This is a genomic window from Clostridium sp. UMB9555A (genome assembly GCF_030222355.1).
Classification (GTDB): domain Bacteria; phylum Bacillota; class Clostridia; order Clostridiales; family Clostridiaceae; genus Sarcina; species Sarcina perfringens.
In genome coordinates this window covers 1,001,206-1,027,818 of the sequence record NZ_JASORQ010000001.1, presented here as the reverse complement: position 1 = coordinate 1,027,818, position 26,613 = coordinate 1,001,206, and the positions used below count along the sequence as shown (strand labels likewise).

Genomic DNA, 26,613 nt, shown 5'->3' with positions numbered 1-26,613 from the left:
TATTTTTTACTATACTATTCTTATTTCTATAATAAAAAATCTACCAGACAATAAAACTAAAGTCTGATAGATTTTAAAATAAATATATTAAATATAAAGAAACATATCTTATATTTACTCTTCACTACTAAATAGTCCAGCTCCCTTAAGTATATCCTGTTCTAAAAATAGACTTGTAACAGCTTGATTATAATCAACTACCTTCTGAGCTTTCTTTATTTTCTTAGCATATTTTTTATTATTTGAGAACATATAGATCATATATCCCCATAACTCTTTCATTCTAAACATTGCATTTCTATCTTCATTAAATACTTCTCTGTATTTACTAAATACTTCATCATGAAACTCTTTTAATATCTTTTTGTCCATAAACTCATTGTTTAAAATTTCATTCATTAAGGCTGGGTTAGCTAAAATCCCTCTCCCTAACATTATTTTATCTACTTCTTTGAATGTTTCAATTAATTTATTATGATCTTCTAAGGTAAAAATATCTCCATTATAACAAACTGGATTCTTACTTAAAGAAATTGCATCTTTAAAAACCTCTAAATTAGGTTTATTTCCATAAAAATCTTGTCTTGTTCTAGGATGAATAATAAGCTCCTCCATAGGATACTTATTATAAATTTCAATAAGTTCATAAAATTCCTCAGGCTTATCCATTCCTAATCTAGTTTTTATTGAAAGTTTCATGTCATCTATTTTAAATATTTCTTCTAAAAACTTATCAAGTTCTTCCTTGTGAGCTAAAAATCCTGACCCTCTTTTCTTTCCAACAACTGTTCCAGAGGGACATCCTAAATTTAAATTTATTTCATTATATCCTAACTGCTTAAGCTTCCTAGCTGTTGAAATAAAGCCTTCTGAATCATTAGTAAGTATTTGTGGAACTAAGTTTATTCCTTTATTATTCTCTGGCAAAACATCTCTTAATTCTTTAGTCTTAAGACTTTTACTACTATTTGGAACAACAAAAGGGGCAAAGTATTTATCAATTCCTCCAAAAAACTTTTCATAAGAATTTCTATATATAAATCCAGTAATCCCTTCCATTGGTGCTAAATAATACTTCATTTGTTTACTCCTTTTTTAAAGATTCTAGAAAATATTATATCAGCCTTTTTTCTTCTTATCCACTTAGTAATTAAAGTATTTTTATGTAAACTTCTTTAATTAGCTATGCACTCTCTTCTATGGAAATTGCATAACTCTTATCTCTTATGTAAAATTCTTTTATTAAAAATATAAGTATTAACATGGTAGCTAAAATATCAGCTAAGGGTTGTGAAATCCACACTCCATTTAGTCCATATACTCTAGGTATTATAAATACAATAGGTATAAATAGTATAACTTGTCTTAATAAACTTAGAAAAATTGACTTCTTAACATTTCCTATAGACTGAAAATATACTGCCCCTAAAATTGAAACTCCTAAGGTAGGTAGGGCAATGGTATATATTTCTAACCCATTAAGTGCTATATTTATTAGATCCTTATCCTTTGTAAATATATTAATAAACTCCCTTGGATAAATTCTAATAAGTACAAGGCCTAAGGTTAAAATTAAAGTTGCAATTATTATAGTCATTAATAGAGTTTTTTTAGCACGTTTATACTCCTTCGCTCCATAATTATATGCAACTATGGTTTGCATTCCTTGGCTTAATCCAAAGACTGGCATTAAAAACAAAAGATATATAGATGTTATGGATGTCATTGCACCTATAGCTAAATCTCCACCATAATCCTTAAGAACTCTATTTGTTATTAAATGTATAAATCCTGCTGCAAGCTCCATAAAAAATGGAGTTAAAGCAATTAAGATTATTGCCCTTAAAATATTCTTATTTAATATCTTTCCTTTAATCCTTAACTTTAAGTTTGACTTTCCTAAGGTAAAATAATACATTGTCCAAAGAAAAACTATGAATTGACAAATTATAGTTCCTAAGGCAGCTCCCTTGATTCCCATATGAAATAAGAATATAAATATTGGATCTAAAATTATGTTTAAAACACAACTTATTATCATGATTTTGCCAGCTAACTTTGGATTTCCCTCAGCTCTTATTGCATTATTAAGAGCAAATCCAGGAAGGTTAAACCATGCCCCTATAAGTATTACACTCATATAATCCTTTGCATATATAATAGTTTCCTTACTTGCCCCAAAAAAATATAGTATTTTTTCTAAAAATGAGAATCCAAAGACCATAATGATTAAAGCAACAATTATGGATAATATAAAAGTATTTCCTAATATTCTTTCAGCTTCTTCCTTCTTTTCTTCCCCTAGCTTTATTGATATATTAGTGCTTCCTCCTACAGAGATGGCAACACAGAAAGCACCTAGTATTGTAAATAAGGGCATAGTTACTCCTAAGCCAGATATGGCAAGGGCTCCTATATCCTTAATAGACCCTATAAAAGCTCTATCTACAGTATTATATAAGGAAGTTACCATCATAGATAGTATAGCTGGTAGTGAATATTTTAAAAGTAATCTCCCTATTTTTTCATTCTTTAGTTCATATTGATTTTTCATAATAATGTCCCTATTCCTAATGTCCTATATTTCTTATGATGAACAATCATTTCATTTGTTATTAATAATTATTATCAAGTCTTGTTTATTATAGCATCTACTTATTCTTAGTCAATATTTTCTGTGCATAGTTTTAAAAATATTAAATATTTCTTCCATAACTTAAAAACAATAAATATGATTATAAGGATGCTTTGTTATAAACTTAAAATAACTTTCCTTATTTAAGAAAAGATTAATAATTATAGTTAAGGATTCAAACCTCCCTTAAGTTAAATATTTTCAAAATTACAATTCACTTAAAATATATCCTAAAATTAAAATAACCTACAAAAATCTATAAAAAGACTTTTGTAGGTTACAAGATAAAATCTATTCTACTTTTTCAATATACTTGCAATTTAAATATATGTGGTTTAGAAAAACTAATAATCTTTCATAAAGAGGATGTACTTTTTCACCAAATCTCTCTTCTAAGGCTTCACCAATTTCCTTAACGGTATTAGTTCCATTGATTTGTAAAAATACTTCACTACCATACTCATCTAAAGTAGTTCTTTTATACATTGGAATCTTAAATTTCAATTTTCTAAAAAATCTTTGAATCTTATGGTCTTGTTTTTCTAAAATAGTAACTATTCTATTTTCATCAACTTCATACTGAAGATTATCACAGATTTTAAATCGCATATTTAAAAGTTCATCATTATCCATTATAATTCACCTTAATGTTTCACCTTAGATTTCATAATAGGCAATGTAGTTGCTAAAACTAAAAGAATAAGAACTATTATTGCCATTCCATTGCTAGCTACAAATCCAGTTGGTGTTCCAGGTGTTATTATTCCTGTTACTTGTAGAACTATTCCTATTAATCCCACAATAGATCCTCCAGCAACAAGACCAGAAGATAAACTTATTCCATTTGAAACCTTAACTTCTTTTTCATGATCACTCTTGCTCATTTTTTCAATAAATACACGTATTAATGCACCTACTAAAATTATAGAAGTTGTTGATATAGGTAAATAGAATCCTATGGCAACAGTCATTATTGGTAAGTCTACTAAGTATAAGAATAAAGCCATAACTATTCCAACAATTATCATAGGCCAAGGTAAGTTTCCTTCCATTATACCTGAAGTTAATGTTGACATTAAGTTAGCTTGTGGTAATGCGAAAGGTGCATCTGCTCCAGTGATTGATAATTGACTAGAAAGTACTAATATTGTTCCAGTAACAACAATAACACCAACTATACTTGCAATCATGAAAGAATTTTGCATTTCTTTTTTACTACCACCAATTATATATGTTACTTTTTGAGATTGGCTATATCCACCAGCTACAGAGATTGAAACAACCATGAATGTAGCAAATAAAAGTAATGCTTTGTTATCAGCTTTTCCAGTCCATCCCATTATAACAAATACTAATGTTAAGATTACTAATGAAGCTATTGTCATACCTGATACAGGAAGGTTTGATGTTCCTATTGTACCAGTTAAACGTCCTGCAACTATTACGAATAATAATGATAGGATTATTGAAACAACTGCTCCTGTTATAGCCATTGCAATGCTATTAGAAATAAAGAATCCTACAACAAAAGCTAATACAGCTCCTACTAAAAGTATTATTATAGATCCGCTATTTTTCTCAGCATTTTCTTCATTAACAGGACTTGCCTTTAATGTTTCTTTTATTGAAACTATTATGGTTGGTATAAGTTTTATAGCACCTATAATACCTCCACAAAGCATCATTCCTGCTCCTATATACTTAACATAACTTCCTGATATTGCATTTACATCCATTTGGTGAATTAACATTGAAGCATCATTCCATGAATGCATACTCTTCTCTGCCATATCACTAAAATATCCTATTAATGGAGCTATACCAAAGTTAGCTAGTATAGATCCTGCAAACATAGTAAGGGATACTTCTAATCCAACTATAAATCCGATACCAAGTAAAAGTGGGTTTACTTCAGTAGAAAACTTCCACTTATAAAATTTGCTTCCTAAATATGTAACAGTATTGTTTATTAAGTTTAAAAATGATCCTGTTAAAACATTTATGATACCACTTATAACAAATCCAATACCCATAAATTTAATTGAGTCTTCACTTCCTTCAGAAGCAACAAGAGTTTCAGATATTGCCATTGACTCAGGATACATAAGTTTTCCATGTTCTTCAACTATTAGGTAGTTATAAACTAGTGATAGACATCCTATACCAAATAGAACTCCTCCTACACCTGCAGCTACACCCTCTAAGAAAGTAAATTTACTTCCTATTAGTATAATTGCTGGTAATACAAATATCATACCACTTGCTATAGATTCTCCTCCACTTGCCATACCTTGAGTTATGTTTTTTCCAAGAATACCTTTACTACGTGCAAATATTCCTACAAAAACTGATCCTATGATAGCTCCAGGTATACCAGCAGCAACAGTTAATCCTGACTTCATACCTGAATAAGCAGTAGAAGCAGCAAAAATAATAGCTAATATTATACCTATTATTAGTACAGGAAGATTAACTCCATTTTTTGACTTACCAGTAAAATAAGGAACATAATCTTTACCACTTACACCACCATAAGCTTCCTTAGGTAATTTCTTTTTCATACACCTAATCTCTCCTTTCGTTTATTTATACCAATAGACATATAGTACTTCTATTGATATATTCTCTTGTTATATTTTCTATAAAATGCACAAATATTATACTATATCCACATAAAACAAAATTTATAATGCTATCTTAACTAATTATTGCGCATATTATATTTAAATTTTCACTTAAAAGACAGGCTTAATAAAGAGTTGTCAATTAAGTTAACCTTTTATATAGTAACTTATTATTACTATATTTTTAAAATTTTTAGAATTTTCTAAATACATAAAGAAGAAATATCTATAATAGGTATTTCATTGTTTAAATCAATTAATACTTTGCTTAAATCTACCTATAAAAATTAGATTTTTTTATATTTTTATGGTGTATTTTACTATTAAAATATTTTTATCATGCTTATAATAATACCATTTTGACTAAAAAAAATCCATGATAATTCTTTCACATATACAAATTTTTTACATTTATTATTAAATAATCTTGAAATTTTAAAAATTTAATATTTCATCATAAATCTTATATAAAAACCTATACAAATATTTATATATAAATCTCTAACTTAAATAAATTTAGCTTAAATTAAACTAAAAAACTGCATAGACCTATAATCTATGCAGCTTCTCATATAATTATTTTTTAAGGCTTTTAACTTTTAAGCAAATTATCTTTTCTTTCTTTTTAATACAAAAGCTCCTGAAGCCATCATTACTGCTCCTAATTGTAAGAATATTGATGATGAAGCTCCTCCAGTGTTTGGTAAATTTCCTTCTGGTTTTTCTGGAGTTTCTGGTTTATCTGTACCTTCAGGATTTTCTGGTTTGCCTGTATCACCTGGCTTCTCAGGATCAACTGGATTTTCTGGATCAATTGGTCCTTCTGGTTTTTCTGGATCTACAGGACCTTCAGTCTCATCTTTTTTAACTAATCCATCAATGGCTTCATTTAAAGCTTTTACAGCATTATCTACCTCATCTTGAGTAGCATTTTCCTTAGATAATACCTCTTTAGCTAAATTTAACTTTTCGATTAAGTTACTCCATGAGTCCTTTGTATAATCTTCCTCCTTAAGGTTTTCTACTTCCTTAATTGCCTCTTCTAACTTAGATTTATCTACTTGAACTTCTTCTTTAATTGTTGAAAGTCCTATTTCTTGAATAGTAGGTGCAAATCCATCCCACTCTACTTTTATTTCAAAGACATTTTCAAAAGCTTCTGTATTAAACTCATTAAAGCTCTTTCCTAAACTTCCTACCTCTTTCCAGCCATTTTCATTTCTTACAGATACAATTGCATTAGAAATTGTATTTGGATTTTGTACTATTGTAAACTTACTAATATCTGTTCTATCAGAAATTCTATAAGTTAATTGGCCAGATTTAGGTGCACTTTCTAATGGTTTAAATGCTGTATTTAATTTTCCGTCAATTAAATTCTTAGGCTCAAATTTTGCTTCTGCTGTTGGTCTAATGTCAAAGTTAACATCATTATCAGAATACTCAACTTCTAATTTAGTTAAATCAAAAGTTACATCATTATTTGTATTATTTATAATACGAACATAGCGAGCATTTATAGTTTCTGATAAAGTTTTTGCTTCTACCCACTCTACTCCATTAATTGATGTTTCTAATGTTAATTTATCCTTATTTGTGAAATCAGCAACTATATTAGTTACTTCTCTAAGTTTATTTAACTTAATTCCAATATAGTCTCCCTTTGATAAAGCAACATCATTTAAATCTGAAAGCGTAGCTTTTTCCTCTGAAATACTTACTTCATTCTTAACTAAAGCTTCTACATTTGTATATGCATTAACTTTCATATTATTTTCATCTTTTTTATTAACAGAGAATTCTCTAACAGCAATCCAGTTATTTAAAATCTCTTTAGTAGGAATAAATCTTAAATATTTTGCTGTTATATCTAAATCTTCAACTACAATCTTATGCATTTTTGGTCCATAATCTACACCATCTACATCAGTCCAATTTTCACCATCCATAGAATATTGGAATTTACCATAGTTAAATGCATCTCCCTCATCTTGTCCTTGCTCAAATGTAATGCTATTAACCTTAGTTATCTCATTTAGTTCTACAGCAACATAGTCTCCTTCTTTAGCTGAATTACGAATCCACATACATGAATATCTAGTATTATCTCCATCAGCTATATTTTGAACATGTCCCCAATAAAGAGGTGACATATTTGTATAAGGACGAAGTGTTAACTTAGTAGTATCTGGATTTATAACTTGGTCAATATTATCTCCTATGATTTTAGATAAATCCTTAATAAATGGTATTAAGTGTCTTGTACCTGGTTCTGGTCTAGATTGTCCATTTATTACAGGAGTTCTATGAGATCTTGAAGCAGTGTACTCCTCTTCTCCTAGGACATAGTACTTCATAGCTTCCTCATAGTTACCTTTTTCAAAAGCTACCGCTGAATTTATATATGCTATAGTTGATTCTGCTAAATCTCTTAAAGAATCAACCCATCCTTTAATTTCACTCTTTAATAATTCATTCTTAGATTTAGTTGCAAAATTATTAGTTGCATCTAAAATTTCTTGGTATTCATCTAAAATAACCTTACTGTAATCTAAAACAGATTCTTTTGCCCATAATTTTCTTGTAAACTCTTCAATTACTGGTCTTAACTCTTCAGATTCTTCTAAAGATAGTCCATGCCAGTTTGGAGCTGGGTCACTCATATGTTTTGCAAAGGTATATAATTCTTCACTTGCATCTGGCTCTATATATTTGAAAGAATCTTTCCAACTCTTGTCCATATCAAAATCTGCTCTATTCCATCCATAATCAGCTATAGCAAATAAAGCTACCTTTGAAGCTTGAGCTTCTTGCATTGGATTAGTTACAATCCCCTTAAAGTTTGTAACTGTTGGATCTAACATTTCACCCTTACCCATTAATAAACGTTTATTGTTGATATCATTTACTGGCCAGTTTAACCACATAAAGGCTTGACGTCCTACAGCTTCTTCAAAAAATTCAAATGTATCTTGAGTTACATAACCAAGTATTACATCTCCAGTCCACATAATATCAATAGTTTCTGGCATTGTACCAATAGTTTTTAAGTATTCATTATTAACATCTCCACCAGCTGATTCCTTTGTATAAACCTTAGGAACAAATATGAATTCGTATACATCACCTTTTTGTAAACGCCATTTTTCTAAGTCTTCCATAAGTTTTACTTGATTATTAGCTTCTCCCTCAGCATCATCTGCAAGCACACCAAATTGACGTACTCCAACACTATATAATTGTTCAAACTTAGCTATTATCTTTTCTAAATCATCTTTATAACTTTCTTCTGATCCAAAGTTCATACCATCTTTTAAGAATGGGTGTATTGTCCATATAAATTTATTCTTTGTTGCTATTCCAATATCAACCATTTCCTTTATTTCAGCTAACTTCTCAGCAGGATATGGCTCTCTCCACTTAAGACTGTGATACTGATCATCCTTTGGTGCAAAGATGTATGAATTCATCTTAAAATCCCCACCAAATTTCATTAAGTCCTTACGATTTTCATTACTCCAAGGAATTCCATAATATCCTTCAATAAAACCACGCCATTGACCATCTGAATAGTCCTCAATTAATAATTCATTTAATTCATTTCCTTCTAATTGATTAAATATTGCTTTTAAAGATGTAATACCATAAAATGCTGAATCAGTATTTTTACCTAATACAGCTATTACATTTCCCTTAACTGATACTACATGGGCATCATGATTTTCAAAATGAGAATCATTTGCTAAATTATTATCTGTAAAGTACTTGTCTACAATTCCTTCTGAGTTATTTATTCCTATTAGAAAGTTTGTCTTATCTTCTTTTATTTCATCGCTCTCTTCATGATTAATTCCCTTAATTGATAAAACCTCTAATAGTCTGTTTTTTGTTGCCTCATCAATTCCTTCTTCAAATACAACATTAGCTTCAGAACCTAAAGTCACTGTGCCATTATCATATGTTATGCTTTGAGGAATTGGATATATTTCATACTCTTCTCCCTTTTTTTCTTTGCTATCAGTAGCTAATACATTTTGTACAGGTAAGCTTGACAATAAAGTTACTGCCATAACAAAAGCCATGATCTTACTAACAAATTCAATAAGTTTGTTACCTTTTTTCCGCATTGTTTTTCCCCCTTATTTCCCTTTTCATATTTAATATAATTTATTTCCACAACATATTACTATATTTATGTTTTTATGTCAATATATTACAAATAACTTAACATATTAAAATTTATTTTAATGAATATATAATAATACTATATTTAAAAAGCATTAAATATAAAATCACCACACACCAATTTAATTAATGGTGTGTGGTCTATGAGAAAAACTTTTCAATAAATATATATTTAATTATGAGAAGACTTTCTTCCGTGATTCCTTACTGGAACAAATTCTGAAGTTGTATCATTAGGATCAATATACTTATAATCTCCATTTTCATCTTTCCTAAGACCTAAGGATGCCATTTTATTTTTACTATTTCTATTTTTATTACCCATTTTTATCACCTCCTATAAAAATTATATTTATTATCAAGTTCTATATTATTCTTAGTTTAATATTTAAAAATTATAAATAAAATTTAAAATACCTTCTTAAATTTATATTAAGATTAGAATTGTATCATAAACAAAAAAAAATATAGAGTAGAATCTATTTCTAGAATTCTACTCTATAACATATCTTTCATTAAAATTATTTTAAAAAGTTATTTCTTTTACATTATAAAATTAGTTTATAATGTAAAATAACTTAATATTTTTCTCTATTTATTGCACATTAAATAAATAGAACATTACTCCACTAAAACCTTCATCTTCAAATAATACATGAACCCCATACAATCCTGCTGATAAATTTTCAGTACTTATAGTGAATTCATCTTTAGCCTCTTGTTCTAAAATTGTATTTCCATCTTTATCAACAACTTTAATAGTTTTAGCTACATTTTTACCTTCTCTATTATATACTTTTGAGTCGCCTACAACTTCACCATTAGAAGGCTTTAACTCTCCAGCTGCAATAACTTGCTCTTGTGCATTTAATTTATTAAGTTTCTTTAATTTTGATAAAGGTCTTAAATCCTTAACCTCATTATAATTCATATCTAAAGTTTCTAAATTTCTAGCATTTTCTAAGCCTGTTAAATCCTCAACTCCGCTTAATGTTAAAGTAGTTAAACTGTACATATCCCCTAGAGTTATATCTCCAGTTTTATTTAATTGATTTTGAATAGACTTAAGCAAATATTTATCTGGTATATTAATAACAACATTTAAATCAACTTTTACTAAAGAATCCATTGCTTTATTTAACTCTTCAAGGGCAGAATTTATTGTATCTTTATTCTTAGAAAGTAACGCTTCTTCTCCTTTTGATATTGTATTTTTTAAAGCTTCTGAAGTTTCTTCAGTGTAATTATTTAAATCTAATTTCTTAGCCTTTTCTAGTGCCTCATTTAATTCTGATGTATCATACTCTGCTAAATTTCTAAACTTAGCATCTGCCCAGTCTGCATGATCCCAAGTGTTTCCATTATCAGCTACATCCACTACTAATTTAATTTCTTTAGAATTTCTTACATCCACAACTAAACGTTTCTTTGGAGTATCAATTCTCATTACATCTGTTTCAGCTTTTAATTCTCCATCAACATATACTTTAAACTTAACACTAGAAACTTTTTTATCTGCAACATGTCTATCAATACCTACCCAAGTATCAAAGACATCATATCCTTCTGAATTATAAACTATTTCTGAATATGAGTGAGTTCCTATTCCTTTAGCAAATATTTCAACAGAATTATCTTCATTTAGTAATCTTATTGCATTTCCACTTACTGCTCTATCTTTTCTTACAGCACCTGATCCTATAGTTGCAGATTTCCAATTCAAATCAGATAATTGAGTTTCTTTATCTGTAACTGCTATAGTTCTTGAACATTCAGAAGTTAATCCATCATTATCTGTTACTGAATACACAACTGTAAATATTCCTGACTTTCCTTCAACAAAATCTGAAGATTTTATTTGTATATTAGAAGTTATATCTCCATCTTCAATATCTGTTGCAGTTATTCCTTCCATTAAATCTACTTTCTCATCCATACTATAAGCTAAATTTTCACCTTTGATTACTGGTTTTGAAGATAATGTAACTAATTTAGCATCTCCAAAGCTTGCATGATCTGAAGTATTTCCATCTCCAGCATCACTTACTATTAATTTTAGCTCTTTAGCATTTTTTAAATCCACCTTAACATATTTTTGAGGTGTTGTTCCTCTCATTACTCCACTATTGAACTTTTCTTCCCCATCAACTAAAACTTTAAAAATAATTGAGGCTGGTCTAGCTGACATTGCTTTATCAACACCTACATAAGATTCAAAGTAGTCATAATCCTTTCCTTCTAAATCATATACATACTCGGCATTTGAGTGAAGGCCTAATCCCTTATTATAGTCAACAAAATCACCATCTCTTGTAAGACCTATTACTCCTCCACTTATACTCTTATCCTTTCTAACAGTTCCCCATCCGTTTGAAGCCTGTTTAGGGGTTAAATCACTCATATAGTCTTTCTTACTTACTACATTAACCTTAGAAGATTTAGTGTATTCATTTCCTTTAGAATCTTCTAAGCTATAAACAACTTCATATTCTCCAACTTTAGAAGTATTTACATTACTTGATTTAACTTTTACAGATTCACTTAGAAAATTGCCTTTTATGTCCTTAGCTACAATATATTCTTCTGGTTTAAACTCCTCATCTAAAGCTAATGTAATCACTGGATTTACAGATAAAGAAGGTTGTATTGCATTTACCTTTATTGGGTCTAAAGTGTTTAATTTTCTATCGTATGGTGTTACAACATATACACCATCCTCATCTAAATTAGAATTAGTATTAACAAAGCTATCATTAGAAGTAAATCCTACATACTTTCCATCTTTACGTATTTCATATCCAAGAATATTATCTTTATTTTCATCATCTACTGAAAATGAAAGTTTTATATTCCCATTTGAACCGCTTGTACTTACAGATACCTTTGCATTCTCTGTAAATCCATCACCTTTATAATTCATTGCTAAATCATTTAAGTAATAGATTTTTTTATCAGGCTTTGGATACTTAGCTAAATCCTCTTTAACTTTATCATCAACACGAATACCATGTCTTGCAAAGAATTCAGTTAAATCTAAATTCATGGCATCTGATGCTGCCACAACCCAAGATTTATATATATCTTCTCTATTTTTATTTCCAAAATCTTTTTCTCTAAACTGTCTTTCAAACTTTCCATAAAAGGTATTATCATATAAATATAATTGCCATAATGGAGCTAATTGAGATAAATTAGTACTATCTGCCTTATTGTATAACTCATTATTAGAGTAATCATCCAAACCAACTTTAGGGTAAGTATTGTTTTCCCATATGTTCTGGTCAGTTATTTTTGTTTTAGTTTTATATTTAGACTCAAAGAATAATGGCATCATATTATTAGTTACCTCAACTATGGTTCTTCCACCCGTATCAAAATTATGTCCAAGTTCATGAGCAACACCCCATCCTTTATTAGCTGCAAGTATTGCATCCTGATTTCCCGGTCTTATACCTATAACACCATTTCCTGCATTCATGAATGCTCCACCAGTAAGGTTCTTAACCATTGGCATTATTCTAAAATTAAAATCTGAGTGTACTTCCTTTGAGTTATCAAATCCCCAGAATCCCATGGCATCGGCTATATATTGATCCCATTGTTCAGCTGTGTACTTTGGAGTTTTATTATTTTTCTTATACCAATCTAATGCATAAGTAGCTTGTACAAATTCTAATGACTTATTAGAACTTACTGCAAAAATATTTGGCGTAGTCTGTGGTTCTGCTTTAACCTTTTCAACATATGATTCTAACTCTTTCATTACTTCATTTTCATCTGATTTTCCTAGGATAAACACAGGATATTTACTTGCTCCTTCTATTCTTACCTTTGGTGCTCTTGTTTGATTATCACTTTTGTAATTAGTGAAGAATAAATCTCCTCCTTGAATAACATCCTTAGGTATTCCATTAGATTCATAATTTATTTCTGGTATAGTTATTTCATTTTTACCAGGCTTTAATTGGAAGCTTGTTGCTCCACCATGTTGAGTTAAAGATTGTTTGTATAATAATGTTGGAGTAGGTTCCCCTTCTGCCACATCCACATATACATTTATTTTATCTCCAGCTCTAGCAGATAGTCCTGTTATTTGCCAGTCTTGAAAATTCCATACCTTTCTCTTTTTAGCCTCACTTATAGAGTCTCCTCTCATTTCTAATTCAAGTACATCCTCTTTTCTTGGATTAGAAATTAATGATTCAGCTAATTCTATGGTTTCTTTAAAGTCATTATATAATGGATGATTTTTAGCTTTTTCTTTAAATGTATTTATTTTTTCTATACTATTAAACTCTTTACTAAGTTCGCTCATAGTACCATCTGTAAAAAGTTTAGGTATTGAAGAATAAACTTCATCTGGCTTATAAAACATTAATTCATTTAAAGTTGCAGAATTTTGTTTAGACTTCTTAAATTTAAACTTAACTCTTTTAAATTCTGTAGGTTCAAATTTAGCTTCAACTAACCCCTTAGTAGCTTCATGAACACCTGTAGCAACTAACTTATATGTATCACCTTTACTTGTTCTAGAAGCATATATCTCAACCTCTTCTGCAAAGCCTTTTAGGTCACTTTGCCTAGAACCATAAACTATTCTGTCTAAAGTTACTAAATCATTAAACTCAACTTCAACTTCATTGTTAAAGGAAGAACTGTTTAATGTTCCTGTCTCCCAATAAGTATTTACATCATTATCAATAGCTTTTTCAATATTTTGAGAAGCATAATGTCTTCCATTATTTTTTATTGATTTTATGTTTGTATAAGGCATTCTATATTGATTATTGTAATCATCATTAAGATTATATGTTATTTGTCCTAAGGTTGCCTTAGTAGGATTCTCAGAAGTTTCCGTTAAAATAGCTCTAGCATTATTTAGTCCATCCTTGTATAAATCATACATTGGATGATCTTTTAATTCATTCTCAAAAGCATTTAATTTCTCTAATGTATTAAATTCCTCAGATACTTTATTCATACTAGAATCTGTAAATAATCCATTAAACTTTTCATTTAATTTATCTTCTTTATAAAACATGAATTCTGCTGCTGAAGCCCAGTTCTGGTCAGCCTTTTTAAATTTAAACTTTAATCTTTTAAAATCAGTTGGATTAAACTTTATTTCAACTAAATCTCTAGTTGACCCTGTATATTCTCCACTGCTTACTAAGCTAAAATCATCTTCCTCATCTGTAATAGAAGCATATATTTCAACTTCCTTTGCAAAGCCTTTTCCCCTTGCAGAGTCTCTTCTTGCAGAATATACAATTCTATCTATATTAGTTATTTCATTAAATGTAACTACTACTTCATTTGTAAAATTTGCATCATTAGGTTTTCCCGTTTCCCAATGGGTATCTAGATTGCCATCTATGGCTTTATCAATAGTAGAACTATTATACTTTCCACCATTATTAGTTATGGATTTTATATTTGATCTGTTGATTTGAAATTCTTGATTATAAGCGTCTAATTTATTACTATTATATAAATCAAACTTACTTATTCTTGCTTGATGTGATTCATCATTATGACTGACTTCTACCTTAGAGTTGTTTTTAGTGTTTAATTCCTTTGCTAAAACATCAATTGTTGTAGCAGAAAGATTTGTAATCATTGTAGCTAAAATTATAGCAGCTATTTTTTTCTTATTCATTTTTCTTTCCTCCTGATTGACTTTTCCCTCAGAAGTGCATTTCTACTTACAATTTAATATAAACTTGTACAAAATAAATTTTAAATTTTCAACCTACAACCTCCTCCCTAGTTATTATAAAACAAAAAACTTAATGCACTCTTTGGCAACTGGCTGACATAGTTATAAACCTTAGTCCCTATAGCTTTGCGTCATTAGATTTCTCTAACTTTGCCTATTTTTTTAAAGTTATAATATCATAAAAAGAAATTTTTTTACAGACTTTATAACAAATTAAATATAAATAAACAATTTTTTAATAATTTATTCAAAAATTGCATAGATTTATAATTTTCTAAAGTTTTATAAACAAAAAACCTATAAGATAATCTTTTTATATTGACTACCCTATAGGCTTTTAATATTTAGTTTTTCTAACTATTCTTTATAAACTTCTAAAATTTTATTTGTAATTTACTTTTTCTCTCTTCTTCCGATTAAAGTCCAGTATAATACAAGTGCTACTAAAGATATAACTGCTAACACTATTAAAACGTTACTATATTGTATAGCTACTAAGTCACTGAAAAGTCCAGTAAAGTTCTTTCCTAAATACTTAGTTTCCATAAATATTGCTACATATGTTATTCCTATTGAAGTAGCTATATTTAAACAGAAATTATAGAAACCAATAGCAGTTCCTGTTTTTTCTTTAGGTATTGTTCTTGTTAATGTATCAATCATAGGTGCATACATTAAAGCAAAGGAACTTGAGAATAATATCATTACAAAAATAAATACTAAAACTGATGTTTTTACAAATAAAGCTCCTAAAACAAGGCTCACTATTATGCCTACTATAGCCATTTGAATACATTGCTTACTTCCTATTCTCTTAGAAACCTTTCCTGATAAAGCTCCTACAGTAGCAGCTAAAACATATGAAGGAACTAAAAGTAATGAAATTTGGTCTAGTCTATAATTGTATATAGATTCAACTAAGAATGGGAACATAAATATAAATGCAAGTTGTACACTATATATAACAAAGGCTACAAGTAATACTGATATAAAGTTTCTGTTTGTGAAAAACTTAATGCTTATAAAAGCATTTTCATTTTTACTTATGTATATAAGGAATAATGCAAGTGCAACTATAAATCCTATTAAAACTCCCCATTGGAATCCTGAAACAAAGATCATTAATGTTGCTGCAACTGTTGCAACTAATATAAATCCTATATAGTCCACATTACCAGCTTTAGCTTTTTCCTTAGGAATATATTTTAATATAAAAGGTAATATTACTAAAGTTAATAATGGAATTAAAAATAGTACTTGCCAGCTTAAATATGTTGAGATATATCCTCCAGTAATTGTACCAATTACTTGTGAAATAGCATAACTACTTGTACTAAATCCTAAGTATTTTTTATGTTCACTCTCTTTAAAATACTTTGCTATAAATATTACATATAATGTTTCTGCACTTCCTAATCCAGCTGACTGAATTATTCTTGAAATAACAATAATTAAAAATGATTTCTGAAAAATAAATCCTAATAGTGAACCAATACATATTAATATAATTCCTAATACTAATAGTGTTCTAACACTTATTGAATCAGATAAAGAAGCGTATACAACAGCTCCAATACCAATAACTAGTCCAGCTAAAGTTACTTGCCAGCTAACAGCAGTAGCTGATATGTTAAAAGCTTTAGCCAAATCTGGTGAAATAATTTTAAATGAGTTGTCGATAACTAAAGCAAAAATCATTAAAGCTAATACTGCTGGTACCGCTTTTTTTATTTTTACTTCTTCAACATTTTCTAACGTATTAAGTGAAACGTCCATTTTAAATCCTCTCTTTTCTTTTTCATTTGTGCTTCTTAAATAATAGTTTGCCAATTAATAATTATAAACTTGTCTACTTTTCTTCCTTCATCCTCCCTCAACAATCGTTTACAAACCATAATAAAACAAACTTGTTTAACTCAAGTAAACTTGTCTAAGTTTTTTTGATATTTTAGACAAGCTAATACTATCACATCTTTATTTCAATTTCAATACCCTTTATAAAGCTTTATTTTTCCCTTATTTTATAATATGACCTATAAAATATACAATTTACCTAATTTTAACTTGTCTAATTTTAACTTGTCATATTTATTTAAAATTAACTTTCTCTTAATTCAAATAAATAAAAAATTATGATATACTATTTCTGTTAAAGATTGTATATAATATAAATTTTATAAATAAGTAAGGTGTTAAGATGAAACTCGCTACAAAAGATACTAAAACTTCAAAAAAATTGCTCTATACATCTGTATATGATAAGTTATATAAAATGATTATTAATGGGGAATATACTTTAAATTCAAAATTACCCTCTGAGCCTGAACTGGCAAAAACCTTTGGAGTTAGCCGTATGACTTTACGTCAGGCACTTGCTTTGCTACAAGATGATGGTTTAGTAAAAAACATAAGAGGTAAAGGGAATTTTATAATATCTCCAGCAAAATGTGCTAAAAGAGATTTCTTAGAGTTAATAGGTAATCCTATATACAAGTGCCACACCGAAAAAATTGATGACATTGAATTTGTATTCCGTTTAGAACTTGATAGTGATTATACTAGACAAGTTTTAGAAAAGGATTCCACAGCAGTTGTTGCTTGTGAACGTTATTACAAAAACAAAAATAAAGTTTTAGCCTACGCTTTTACCTTTATATCTGTTGAAACAATAAAAGAAATGGAAATAGATTTAAATAATGAAAGTGAGCTATTAGATTTTCTTGAGAAGAAATCTTATGAAATATCAGAAAGTTCTATATTGGAAATAAAGCATTCCTCTGCTGGCAACTCATTAAATCCAAAATATAAGCTTGTTGGAGGAAATCAATGCGATTTAATCTTAGAAACATTATATGCTAATGATTATTCCCCTCCTATATTATTTAACAAATACTATATCCCTTCTCAGTATAGTATTTTTAAAATTAAAGCAAGAAAAAAATAATAATTTAAATTTCAAAAAATATTTCTATATAAATTTAAAAAGGGCTGTATTAAAATATAACATTAAAGTTATTTTAATACACTCCCTTTTTTCATTTCATATTACATTGTACTATATAAACTAAACAAATTTAATTCTTTTATTTATATAATTAATCCAACAATAGTTGCTGTTAACATACTTACTAATGTTGCACCATATAGTAATTTTAGTCCGAAACGTGCAACCACATTTCCTTGTTCTTGGTTAAGTCCTTTTACTGCTCCTGAAATAATTCCAATTGATGAAAAGTTTGCAAAAGAAATTAAGAATACAGAAACAATACCAATTGATCTTGCTGATAAATTTAAATCTCCACTTGCTAATAAATTCATTGCAACGAATTCATTAGATACTAACTTTGTTGCCATTACACTGGCAGCTTGTATTGATTCATTTAAAGGTACACCCATTAAAAATGCAAATGGTGAGAATACATATCCTAGTATTTCTTGGAAACTCATTCCAAAGATTGATCTAAAGATCATGTTTATTACAGCAATAATTGCTACAAATCCAACTAACATAGCTGCTACTATAACTGCTACCTTAAATCCATCTAAGATATATTCACCAAGTACTTCAAAGAAAGTTTGTTTCTTTTCATCCTCAACTACTAAAATATCCTCTTCTTCTGATACAGAATATGGATTTATAACTGATGCTATAATGAATCCACCAAATAAATTAAGAACAATTGCTGTTACAACATATCTAGGTTGTAATAAAACCATGTAAGAACCAACTATAGACATTGATACTGTTGACATTGCAGATGCACAAAGAGTATATAATCTATGTTTAGGTAATAAACCAAGTTCTTTCTTTACAGAAATAAATACTTCTGATTGGCCAAGTATAGCTGATGCTACAGCATTGTAAGACTCTAATTTACCCATGCCATTAATTTTACTTAAAACTAAACCTATGTATTTAATTACAAAAGGAAGTATTTTTAAGTATTGTAAAATACCAATTAAGGCAGAAATAAAGATTATTGGTAAAAGAACACTAATAAAGAATGAAAATTGATCATTATTAACTAGTCCACCAAATACAAAATTTACTCCATCTCCAGCACATGCAAGAAGCACATCAAAACCATTTGCTATACTTCCAACTAAATAATTTCCTACTTGAGTATTTAAAAGTATAAATCCTAATACGAATTGTAAAATAAGCATTAAAAATATAGGTTTATATTTTATATTCTTCTTATCACTACTTCCAATCCACGCAAGTGCTAAAATAACAATTAATCCTACAACTCCAATAATATATTTCATTTTATCCTCCTTGTTACATACCATAAGTTTAATATTATTATCTTGTGCATACGGTACAATAAATACACTTTTAGTAGATTGTTTTTAATATTTCCAAAAAATTCTTATTCAGTTTTATTTTTTAAAAAAATATTAATTCGTACATCCTTTCGACACATTTATAAACATTTCAATTATAAATTTCTTTTAAATATATGTAAAGGCTCAATAATATTAAATTTTAAAGAAAAAATAAAACTTATTTTAATTTAAACTATGTGAATACGTTTCGAACATCCAAATCCACATTTTTATGCATTTTTAAAATTTTATAAAAAAATGTTCAACCTTAAATTTTAATTAAAAAGTTAAGATTGAACATAATAATAAAGTGTATTATTTATGAGATTTAATATAAAATACCCTTTGTATAGAATTAAATTCTTCGCAAATTTGAGATATTTCTTTTATATTAGGAACATTTTTAGGTTTTACATCTATTCCCTGCTTAATAGATATTGCTATTTTCTCTAAGACAAGTAATAATTGGGCTAATTCCTCATCGCATAAACTTAAATATTTCTTAGTCTCACAATACTTAGCAAGTAAATAACTAATATGCTCTAAGGAAAAAAATACAGGCCATATCATTTCAAGCATTTCCTCATTACGTGGAACCTCCCCTAAGGCAGTGTTATAGGCCACCTTAAGATTCATTAAGTCTACACCCATTTTTTCTTTCATATCTTTTATTTTTTTATTGTTAATTTCTTTATCATTAGTTGATAAAAGAACTAATAAATTCTTTTGACTATGTATTAACTTTACTATTAAATCCTTTAATCTACTAGAGGCTGAGCGACGTCCAAAAATATAAATGCCTATTAAACCTATTAAAGAACCTACCACTATATCAGTAATACGTGCTGTTGCAAAATAAGTAATATTATGTATTTGTGTTGAAGTCTCTGCTATAAGCAAGGCATTTGGCGTAATAAACATTACTGCTATGGCATAATTTTTTACAATAAAAAGCTCTGTTAAAGCTGTTAAAATCATATTAATTATAACTATTATAAAACCATTTGGATTTGTCTTTAAAATAATAGTAGCTATTATTACTCCAATAATTGTACCAAAGGATCTTTGAATTGATTTATGAAAGGTTGATATAATAGTTGAACCTGACATGACAGCAGCACAGGATAAAGGGATCCAATACGGCCTTGAAAAAGGAAAACTAAAGGCTATTATAGCTGATATAGAAAGAACAACCCCATATCTAATTGCATTAATAAATACTATTGAATCTTTATTACAAGCTCTTTTAATCTTACTCATTAATGAAGTTTTTGAAATTTTAATGCTTCTTCCAATGTATGTTAATGGTAAGTTAATAATAGCTTCAGTATCATAAATTATTTGTAAAAACTTATTATAATCCATATCTAAGTTTTCATAAGAATCTATCTTAAGCTTGTCTCCATCCTTAAAGTCAATTGCCACAGCTAACCTTCTTATCATATTACTAAATTCTTTTGGCAACTTCTTATTTTTATTAACATGCAACTCAAGCATTTCTAAAAATAATTTATTACCCTCTTCATTTAAAAGGTATAATCTATTAAATAAGAATGAATTCTTCCATGTAATATATCCAGTTAAAAGAATTTCCTCTGCTTCCCTTAAAGCATTTACAGTTTTATTTCTTATATCATTAATATCTTCATTTCCAATAGCTTCACTAAAATCTGCTAAGGTTAAATAAAGTCTTTTAATAACTTTTATTTCAGGACCATGTGGATTTAAAAAATACCCCTTCATGCTCATTAACCATGCGAAAAGCCCGCCCATAAGCACAACAAAAAATCTTATAAATGCTTCTGAATGATTAACAGGCATTCCTGTTGACACTAAAAAGCTTAATACAAAGAACATTGAAGAAGGTCCTGGTATTTTTAAAACACCAAATATAAAAATTGCAATTCCTCCAATTAAACCTACCATTAATATAATAAGTATTGGATAGGGAGCTACTAAAGTTCCAAGAGCAACTGACAAGCTAATACCAAGAGCTGCAAAAAATATTTTTTTACCACGCTGAGCATATGGCTCATTTATAACATATAAATATGCAAAACTTCCTATTCCACCTAATAACCCCAAAGGAATTTTTCCTATTAAAACTCCTATAAGCACTGGAAATCCTGCACAGATTCCAGCATTTATTGCTTTTTGCCAAGGAAAAGGAGTTTTATTAATCTTAAATAATTGTTTTATTATAGTTTTATCCATGTACACTCCTTTTTTAATTTATATTTTCTATTAAACTTATATTTCTTAATCTAAATTGTTCATCATTTTCTCTAAAACACTATTAAAAATCTCTAATTCTTCTTTATTAATATTACTTATAGCCTCTACTTCTATATTCTTAGCTTCTTCAAACCATTTAGGAAACATTTCATAAGCCTTCTCTGTTAAATTTATAATTCTTTCACGCTTATCCTTTCCTTCAGTTCTAATAACTAAGCCCATTTCCTCCATTCTAGTTAATGTCCTAGTAATTGTTGGAGCCTCTACTCCAAGATATTGACTTATTTCTATTTGGGTACACTGCTTTTTTTCATGTAAATATAATATAATACCCCACTGTGATGAATATAGCCCAAGAGGAGCAATCTTTTCATTTAGTTTTTTGGTAAAATTTCTAGCCAATTGATTCACTTTATGCCCATATAAGTTCAATTTTATTCCTCCTTTCATTTAGTTACCTAAGTAATAATTATCTAGGTAATTATATCACCTAAATTTATAAGAATCAAATTTCAAACTTAAATATAGTAATTACACTTATTAATATACTTAAAGAAATACTAAGTATTATTAAAATAACTTTAAAGATGCCTTAAACTTATTTAGGTCTTAAAATGCTAATCTAAACTAAAAAAAATCATCATAAATTTAGTAGTTAAGATTTTATTTAAACATGTGTATCATCTAAATAAAAACAGTTTAAAATTAACACTCTATTTGATTATAAATATAAAAAACCACATGAATATATTGATACACCATATTCATGTGGTTTTAAAAAATTATACTTTAATTATTTATTTAATATAATAAGAACTTTAAATAATGTTATAGTCAGCCTATTTAACAAATTAGTTATTTATATAATCTTATATGGACTCTAAAAGAATCTCCTCTGGGTAAAGAGACATAACTGAATCATCTTCTATAAGTTTATAAAATCTTGTAGAATAAGTAATTACAAGCTTACTATTTGGAAGAGTAATTCTTAAGATCTCCCCATAACAATTAGGCTTTCCTCCACTAGGCTCCCCTATTATTTTTGCATTAGTACTATTTTTAAAGGTATAAGCATTTAAAAGGGCTGAAGAAAAGGTTTCTCTTCCTATTATAACTTTTAAATTCTTATTTTTATTTATCTTTTCATTGTTCTTTAAATACCCTATTAATGGAGTAAAAAGTGTTGAATCTCCCCCTAAATTATTTCTTAAATCTACAGTTACCTTTTCTATATTTTCCTTCTCAATTAATGATATTATATTTTCAATCTTTTTCCCTATGCTTTCCTCGCCCTGTTCCCTACAGCTATTATATTTTATGTATAACTCTCCACTCTCTAAAACTTCAAACCAAAGATTAGAAAAATCATTTTTAGCATACATAGGAAGTCTTTCATTTGTATAAACTAAATCCTCAAAGGAACAGGTTAAAACCTCATATTCTCCCTCATCTAAGGTTATTCTTATTTTGTCCATGGTATCAATTATTAAAAGTCCATATAAAACCTCTGCTATTTGCATATATTTCATGCTTTGAGCCTTAAAGAAATACTCATTTTCAAAGGAAATAATATTAGAAAGTTCCTCTAAAACCTCATCTATCTTCATATCACCAATGGCCAAAACCTTCCTAAATAAGAGCTTTTCATATCCTTTGCATGTATTTATAATATATACCCCATCATTAAAACAATAAAACTTTAATGGAATAAACCTTTTAGCAGGAAATATAAGTGAAGTATGAGCATCCCTTAAAGAAGCCACAACCCTTGATATTTCAACCTTCATCTCCTCATAATCTAACTCATTAACCATGTTTTTTAAATTCTCTATCTTTTCATTAAAACTTTCTTCCGCTGTATAAGCAAATAGATTTTTATGACTTTTCTTAAGCTCTTCTTTTAAATATTCAATGTCTTCTACCCACTTTTTCTCCCATGTATTTTCCATAAGCTCTCCTTTGCAGATAATATTAAAATACTAGTCCTATAAATAAAATTATTTTTTCAAATATATATAGGTTATTTTAAATTTATCTTTAACTTTTTATTTATCTCTTAATCTCTTTAAGACTACTTCTCTTTCTAAATCCTCTAAAGTAAAATCCGCTTAAATCCTCTAAGACAAAATCTACGTCTCCTTTTCAAAATATCTTAAGACCTTTATATCTCCTCTTTATTAAACACCTTAAGCTAAAACCTATTTTCTCTTTAGAAAACATCTATTGTAAACTATTTATATTTTAACACATTAATAAGTTGATTAAAGGTTTACTTTTGGATAAAATATTAAGGTACGATACAAAACATTAAGATTAAGTTTATAAGATACTAATGAGGAGGATATTTTTCTATGGACGTACTTGTATATGTGGCTATCAGCGTTGGTGTACTATCTGGAGTTTGGGCATGGATGGCAGCAGTATTTGGAATGGTAAGTTGGACTGGCTTTGTTGGTTGGACTAGTTATTATTCCTCAGGTGGAATGGCTAAAGGACTTTTTAGATCTCTTTGCTCAAATGCAACAGGAATTATTTACGCCCTGCTTATTATAAAAGGATCATCTATTTTCCCAAATGAATATTGGTCTTATTTTTTAACAGCATTTTTCTCTTTTATGATGGTAATACAAGCCAAGTTTAAAAAATTCGAATTTATCTCTGGAGCATTCTGTGGCTGCTTCTCAACCTTTGGATTAAACGGAAACTGGCAAGCTGTAGTACCAGCACTACTTTGTGGAAACGTATTAGGATATATATCACAAAAGATAGGAATCTACTGTCATAAAGTATTCAGTAAGAATTAAATAATATTATAAAAAAATTAATAGAGAAAATATAAAAGAATTTCTCTTATATTTTCTCTTCTTGACAGATCTTTTTCACTAGCTAAATATTATACTCTATTGTCATATTTAAATTTAAGGTTTTATTATATATATATTTTTTTAGATTCTATATTTCATTAGCAGCATCATAAGCAGTTTTAATTGCATTTTCTATATCAGATGCTCTATCTTTACAATCACCGATCTTAACAACTTTAATATTATTTTCTAAAAATTTATTAATCTCAAAACTATTAGGTTTAGCACCAACTGCCATAACTACATAATCACAAGGTATTTTAATTTCTTTACTATCATTTTCACAAATTATACAGTCTTTATCTATTTTATTTACTTTATGATTAGTATAAATTTTAACATTATTTTCAGAGAAATTTTCCATCATTGTTGGAAGTATTGTGCTACTTTCCCCTTTGGCTATATTATTATCCATTTCAACTATAGAAACTTTGTTACCCTCTTCAAGACATAGATATTCAGCCACTTCACAACCTACCATACCTCCACCAATTACAGCAATATTGCCAAATACTTGTTGTTCACCACTTAAGATTTTCCAAGAATCACATACTATTTGTTTATCATATCCATCTATGTGTGGTATAAAATTACTTGCTCCTACTGCAACTAATACAACATCTGGATTTAAAGATAATATATCTTCTTCAGTTACTTTCCTTCCAAGTCTTAAATCTACATTTTGAGAAACTACAGAATGTGTTAAAAATCTTATAGCTCTACGAATTTCATTTTTTCTTGGAGGAATGCAAGCTAAATTTAATTGACCTCCTAAGGATGTACTCTCCTCAAACAAAGTAACATCATGTCCTTTTAAACTTGCTACACGAGCAGCCTCAAGCCCTGCAGGTCCACCACCTACTACTACAACTTTTTTCTTACTTTCAGATTTATTAATTCTTCTAGTTCCTTCATATCCATTTTCAGCATTTAAAATACAGCTTAAAAACTTACGATTTTGAATATTATCTGTACATCCTTTATTACAGCATATACATTCACGTATATCCTCTTGTCTATTCTCTATTATTTTATTAACCCAATCAGCATCTGCAAGTAAAATCCTACCTATTCCAATTATATCAGCTTTATCAGATTCTAAAATACTTTCAGCCATTTTAGGATTAAATATTCTTCCAACTGTACTAACTGGAATATTTACTGATTTCTTTATTTGAGCAGCAATATCAACAAAGAACCCATAAGGTTGTACACCCATTGGAGGTATAGTATCTGCCATATTTCCAGTATGGTTTGCTTGAGCTACATGAAGCATATCAACTCCTGCTTCTTCTAACCATTTAGCAAAGATTGGAGCTTCATCTAAATTAACTCCTCCCTTACCTCTCTCTGGTGTAACAACAGAGAATTTATAATCAATAGTCATATTAGGAACCGCTTTTTTTAATGACCTTACAAACTCTAAAGCAAATCTAGTTCTATTTTCTAAAGTACCACCATATTTATCAGTTCTTTTATTTAATATAGTACTACATAATGAACCTACTAATCTATCTCCATGTATTTGAATAATATCAACTCCAGCTTTTTCAGCACGAATTGCACAATTACACATTTTATTTATAATCTCTTTTAAACCCTCTTCACTAATCTCATTAACAAAATGTTGCATATCATGATGTAATTTTTTTCTTACTCCATCAAAATCCCCTGTAGCAAACATTTTATTTATAGCATCACAATCATATTCAGGATGAAATATCTGAACAGCCACCTTAGCTCCATATTTATGAATTGAATCAAATAACTTTTTAAAGCCATCAATTTGTTTATCATCAAATAATTTTGGTGTAGGAGAAAAACTATTAATTGGAGCAACATCACCAATTACTATATATCCAACTCCTCCTTCTGCTAATCTTTCATAAAAGTCAATACATTGTGGAGTTATACTCCCATCTCTACCCTCATATCCAGTAGTTAATGGAGGAAACATAACCCTGTTTTTTAATGTAATCTTTCCTATATTAATTTTTTCTAAAAGTTTCATATTTATCACCC

Annotated in this window: 15 protein-coding genes and 1 riboswitch; of the genes, 2 read left to right on the top strand and 13 right to left on the bottom strand. The window is 28.4% G+C overall.

Annotated features, from left to right (window positions below; genetic code table 11):
• Nucleotides 1–114: 114 nt before the first annotated feature.
• From QP548_RS04650 to QP548_RS04615, 8 genes are all read right to left on the bottom strand, one after another.
• Entirely contained in the window at nt 115–1,080 is a 966-nt protein-coding gene (locus tag QP548_RS04650) for a tRNA dihydrouridine synthase (protein WP_061428177.1), read from the bottom strand.
• Between the two features lie 103 nt (nt 1,081–1,183).
• Nucleotides 1,184–2,554, bottom strand: a complete 1,371-nt coding sequence (locus tag QP548_RS04645; RefSeq protein WP_061428179.1) for an MATE family efflux transporter — start codon at nt 2,552–2,554, stop codon at nt 1,184–1,186.
• 372 nt (nt 2,555–2,926) lie between these two features.
• Nucleotides 2,927–3,268 (bottom strand): PqqD family protein, encoded by a 342-nt coding sequence (locus QP548_RS04640; RefSeq protein WP_061428181.1) that lies wholly within the window; start codon nt 3,266–3,268, stop codon nt 2,927–2,929.
• Between the two features lie 11 nt (nt 3,269–3,279).
• On the bottom strand, nt 3,280–5,196 hold the full coding sequence (locus QP548_RS04635; protein ID WP_061428183.1) for an OPT family oligopeptide transporter: 1,917 nt from the start codon (nt 5,194–5,196) through the stop codon (nt 3,280–3,282).
• Between the two features lie 671 nt (nt 5,197–5,867).
• Entirely contained in the window at nt 5,868–9,386 is a 3,519-nt protein-coding gene (gene nagK / locus QP548_RS04630; protein WP_061428185.1) for a hyaluronidase NagK, read from the bottom strand.
• Nucleotides 9,387–9,616: 230 nt separating this feature from the next.
• Nucleotides 9,617–9,769, bottom strand: a complete 153-nt coding sequence (locus QP548_RS04625; protein WP_170869545.1) for a hypothetical protein — start codon at nt 9,767–9,769, stop codon at nt 9,617–9,619.
• Nucleotides 9,770–10,039: 270 nt separating this feature from the next.
• Nucleotides 10,040–15,103, bottom strand: coding sequence for an NPCBM/NEW2 domain-containing protein (locus QP548_RS04620; protein ID WP_061428187.1), 5,064 nt, complete (start codon nt 15,101–15,103; stop codon nt 10,040–10,042).
• Nucleotides 15,104–15,244: 141 nt separating this feature from the next.
• Nucleotides 15,245–15,328: riboswitch (cyclic di-GMP riboswitch) on the bottom strand.
• A 228-nt stretch (nt 15,329–15,556) separates the two neighbouring features.
• Nucleotides 15,557–16,939 carry an MFS transporter gene (locus tag QP548_RS04615; protein WP_061429443.1) on the bottom strand — a complete coding sequence of 461 codons (1,383 nt, stop codon included), beginning with the start codon at nt 16,937–16,939 and terminating at the stop codon, nt 15,557–15,559.
• 421 nt (nt 16,940–17,360) lie between these two features.
• Here QP548_RS04615 and QP548_RS04610 point away from each other — a divergent pair, with 421 nt between their 5' ends.
• The gene (locus tag QP548_RS04610) at nt 17,361–18,107 is read left to right on the top strand and encodes a GntR family transcriptional regulator (RefSeq protein ID WP_061428189.1); all 747 of its coding nucleotides are present in this window, start codon (nt 17,361–17,363) and stop codon (nt 18,105–18,107) included.
• 143 nt (nt 18,108–18,250) lie between these two features.
• Here the strand turns inward: QP548_RS04610 and QP548_RS04605 are convergent, their stop codons facing one another.
• The 4 genes from QP548_RS04605 to QP548_RS04590 all read right to left on the bottom strand — a co-directional run bounded on the left by QP548_RS04605 (nt 18,251) and on the right by QP548_RS04590 (nt 23,676).
• A complete protein-coding gene (locus QP548_RS04605; protein WP_061428191.1) occupies nt 18,251–19,432 on the bottom strand; it encodes a NupC/NupG family nucleoside CNT transporter in 1,182 nt (393 codons plus the stop codon).
• Nucleotides 19,433–19,807: 375 nt separating this feature from the next.
• On the bottom strand, nt 19,808–21,706 hold the full coding sequence (locus QP548_RS04600) for an FUSC family protein (protein ID WP_061428193.1): 1,899 nt from the start codon (nt 21,704–21,706) through the stop codon (nt 19,808–19,810).
• A 45-nt stretch (nt 21,707–21,751) separates the two neighbouring features.
• On the bottom strand, nt 21,752–22,159 hold the full coding sequence (locus tag QP548_RS04595; protein WP_060670468.1) for a MarR family winged helix-turn-helix transcriptional regulator: 408 nt from the start codon (nt 22,157–22,159) through the stop codon (nt 21,752–21,754).
• 437 nt (nt 22,160–22,596) lie between these two features.
• The gene (locus QP548_RS04590) at nt 22,597–23,676 is read right to left on the bottom strand and encodes a S41 family peptidase (protein WP_061428195.1); all 1,080 of its coding nucleotides are present in this window, start codon (nt 23,674–23,676) and stop codon (nt 22,597–22,599) included.
• Between the two features lie 402 nt (nt 23,677–24,078).
• On the opposite strand from QP548_RS04590, the gene QP548_RS04585 reads away from it, so the two are divergent.
• A complete protein-coding gene (locus QP548_RS04585; protein WP_003456620.1) occupies nt 24,079–24,531 on the top strand; it encodes a DUF1097 domain-containing protein in 453 nt (150 codons plus the stop codon).
• 148 nt (nt 24,532–24,679) lie between these two features.
• Here the strand turns inward: QP548_RS04585 and bilR are convergent, their stop codons facing one another.
• Nucleotides 24,680–26,602, bottom strand: coding sequence for a bilirubin reductase, long form (gene bilR, locus QP548_RS04580; RefSeq protein ID WP_061428197.1), 1,923 nt, complete (start codon nt 26,600–26,602; stop codon nt 24,680–24,682).
• Nucleotides 26,603–26,613 lie beyond the last annotated feature (11 nt).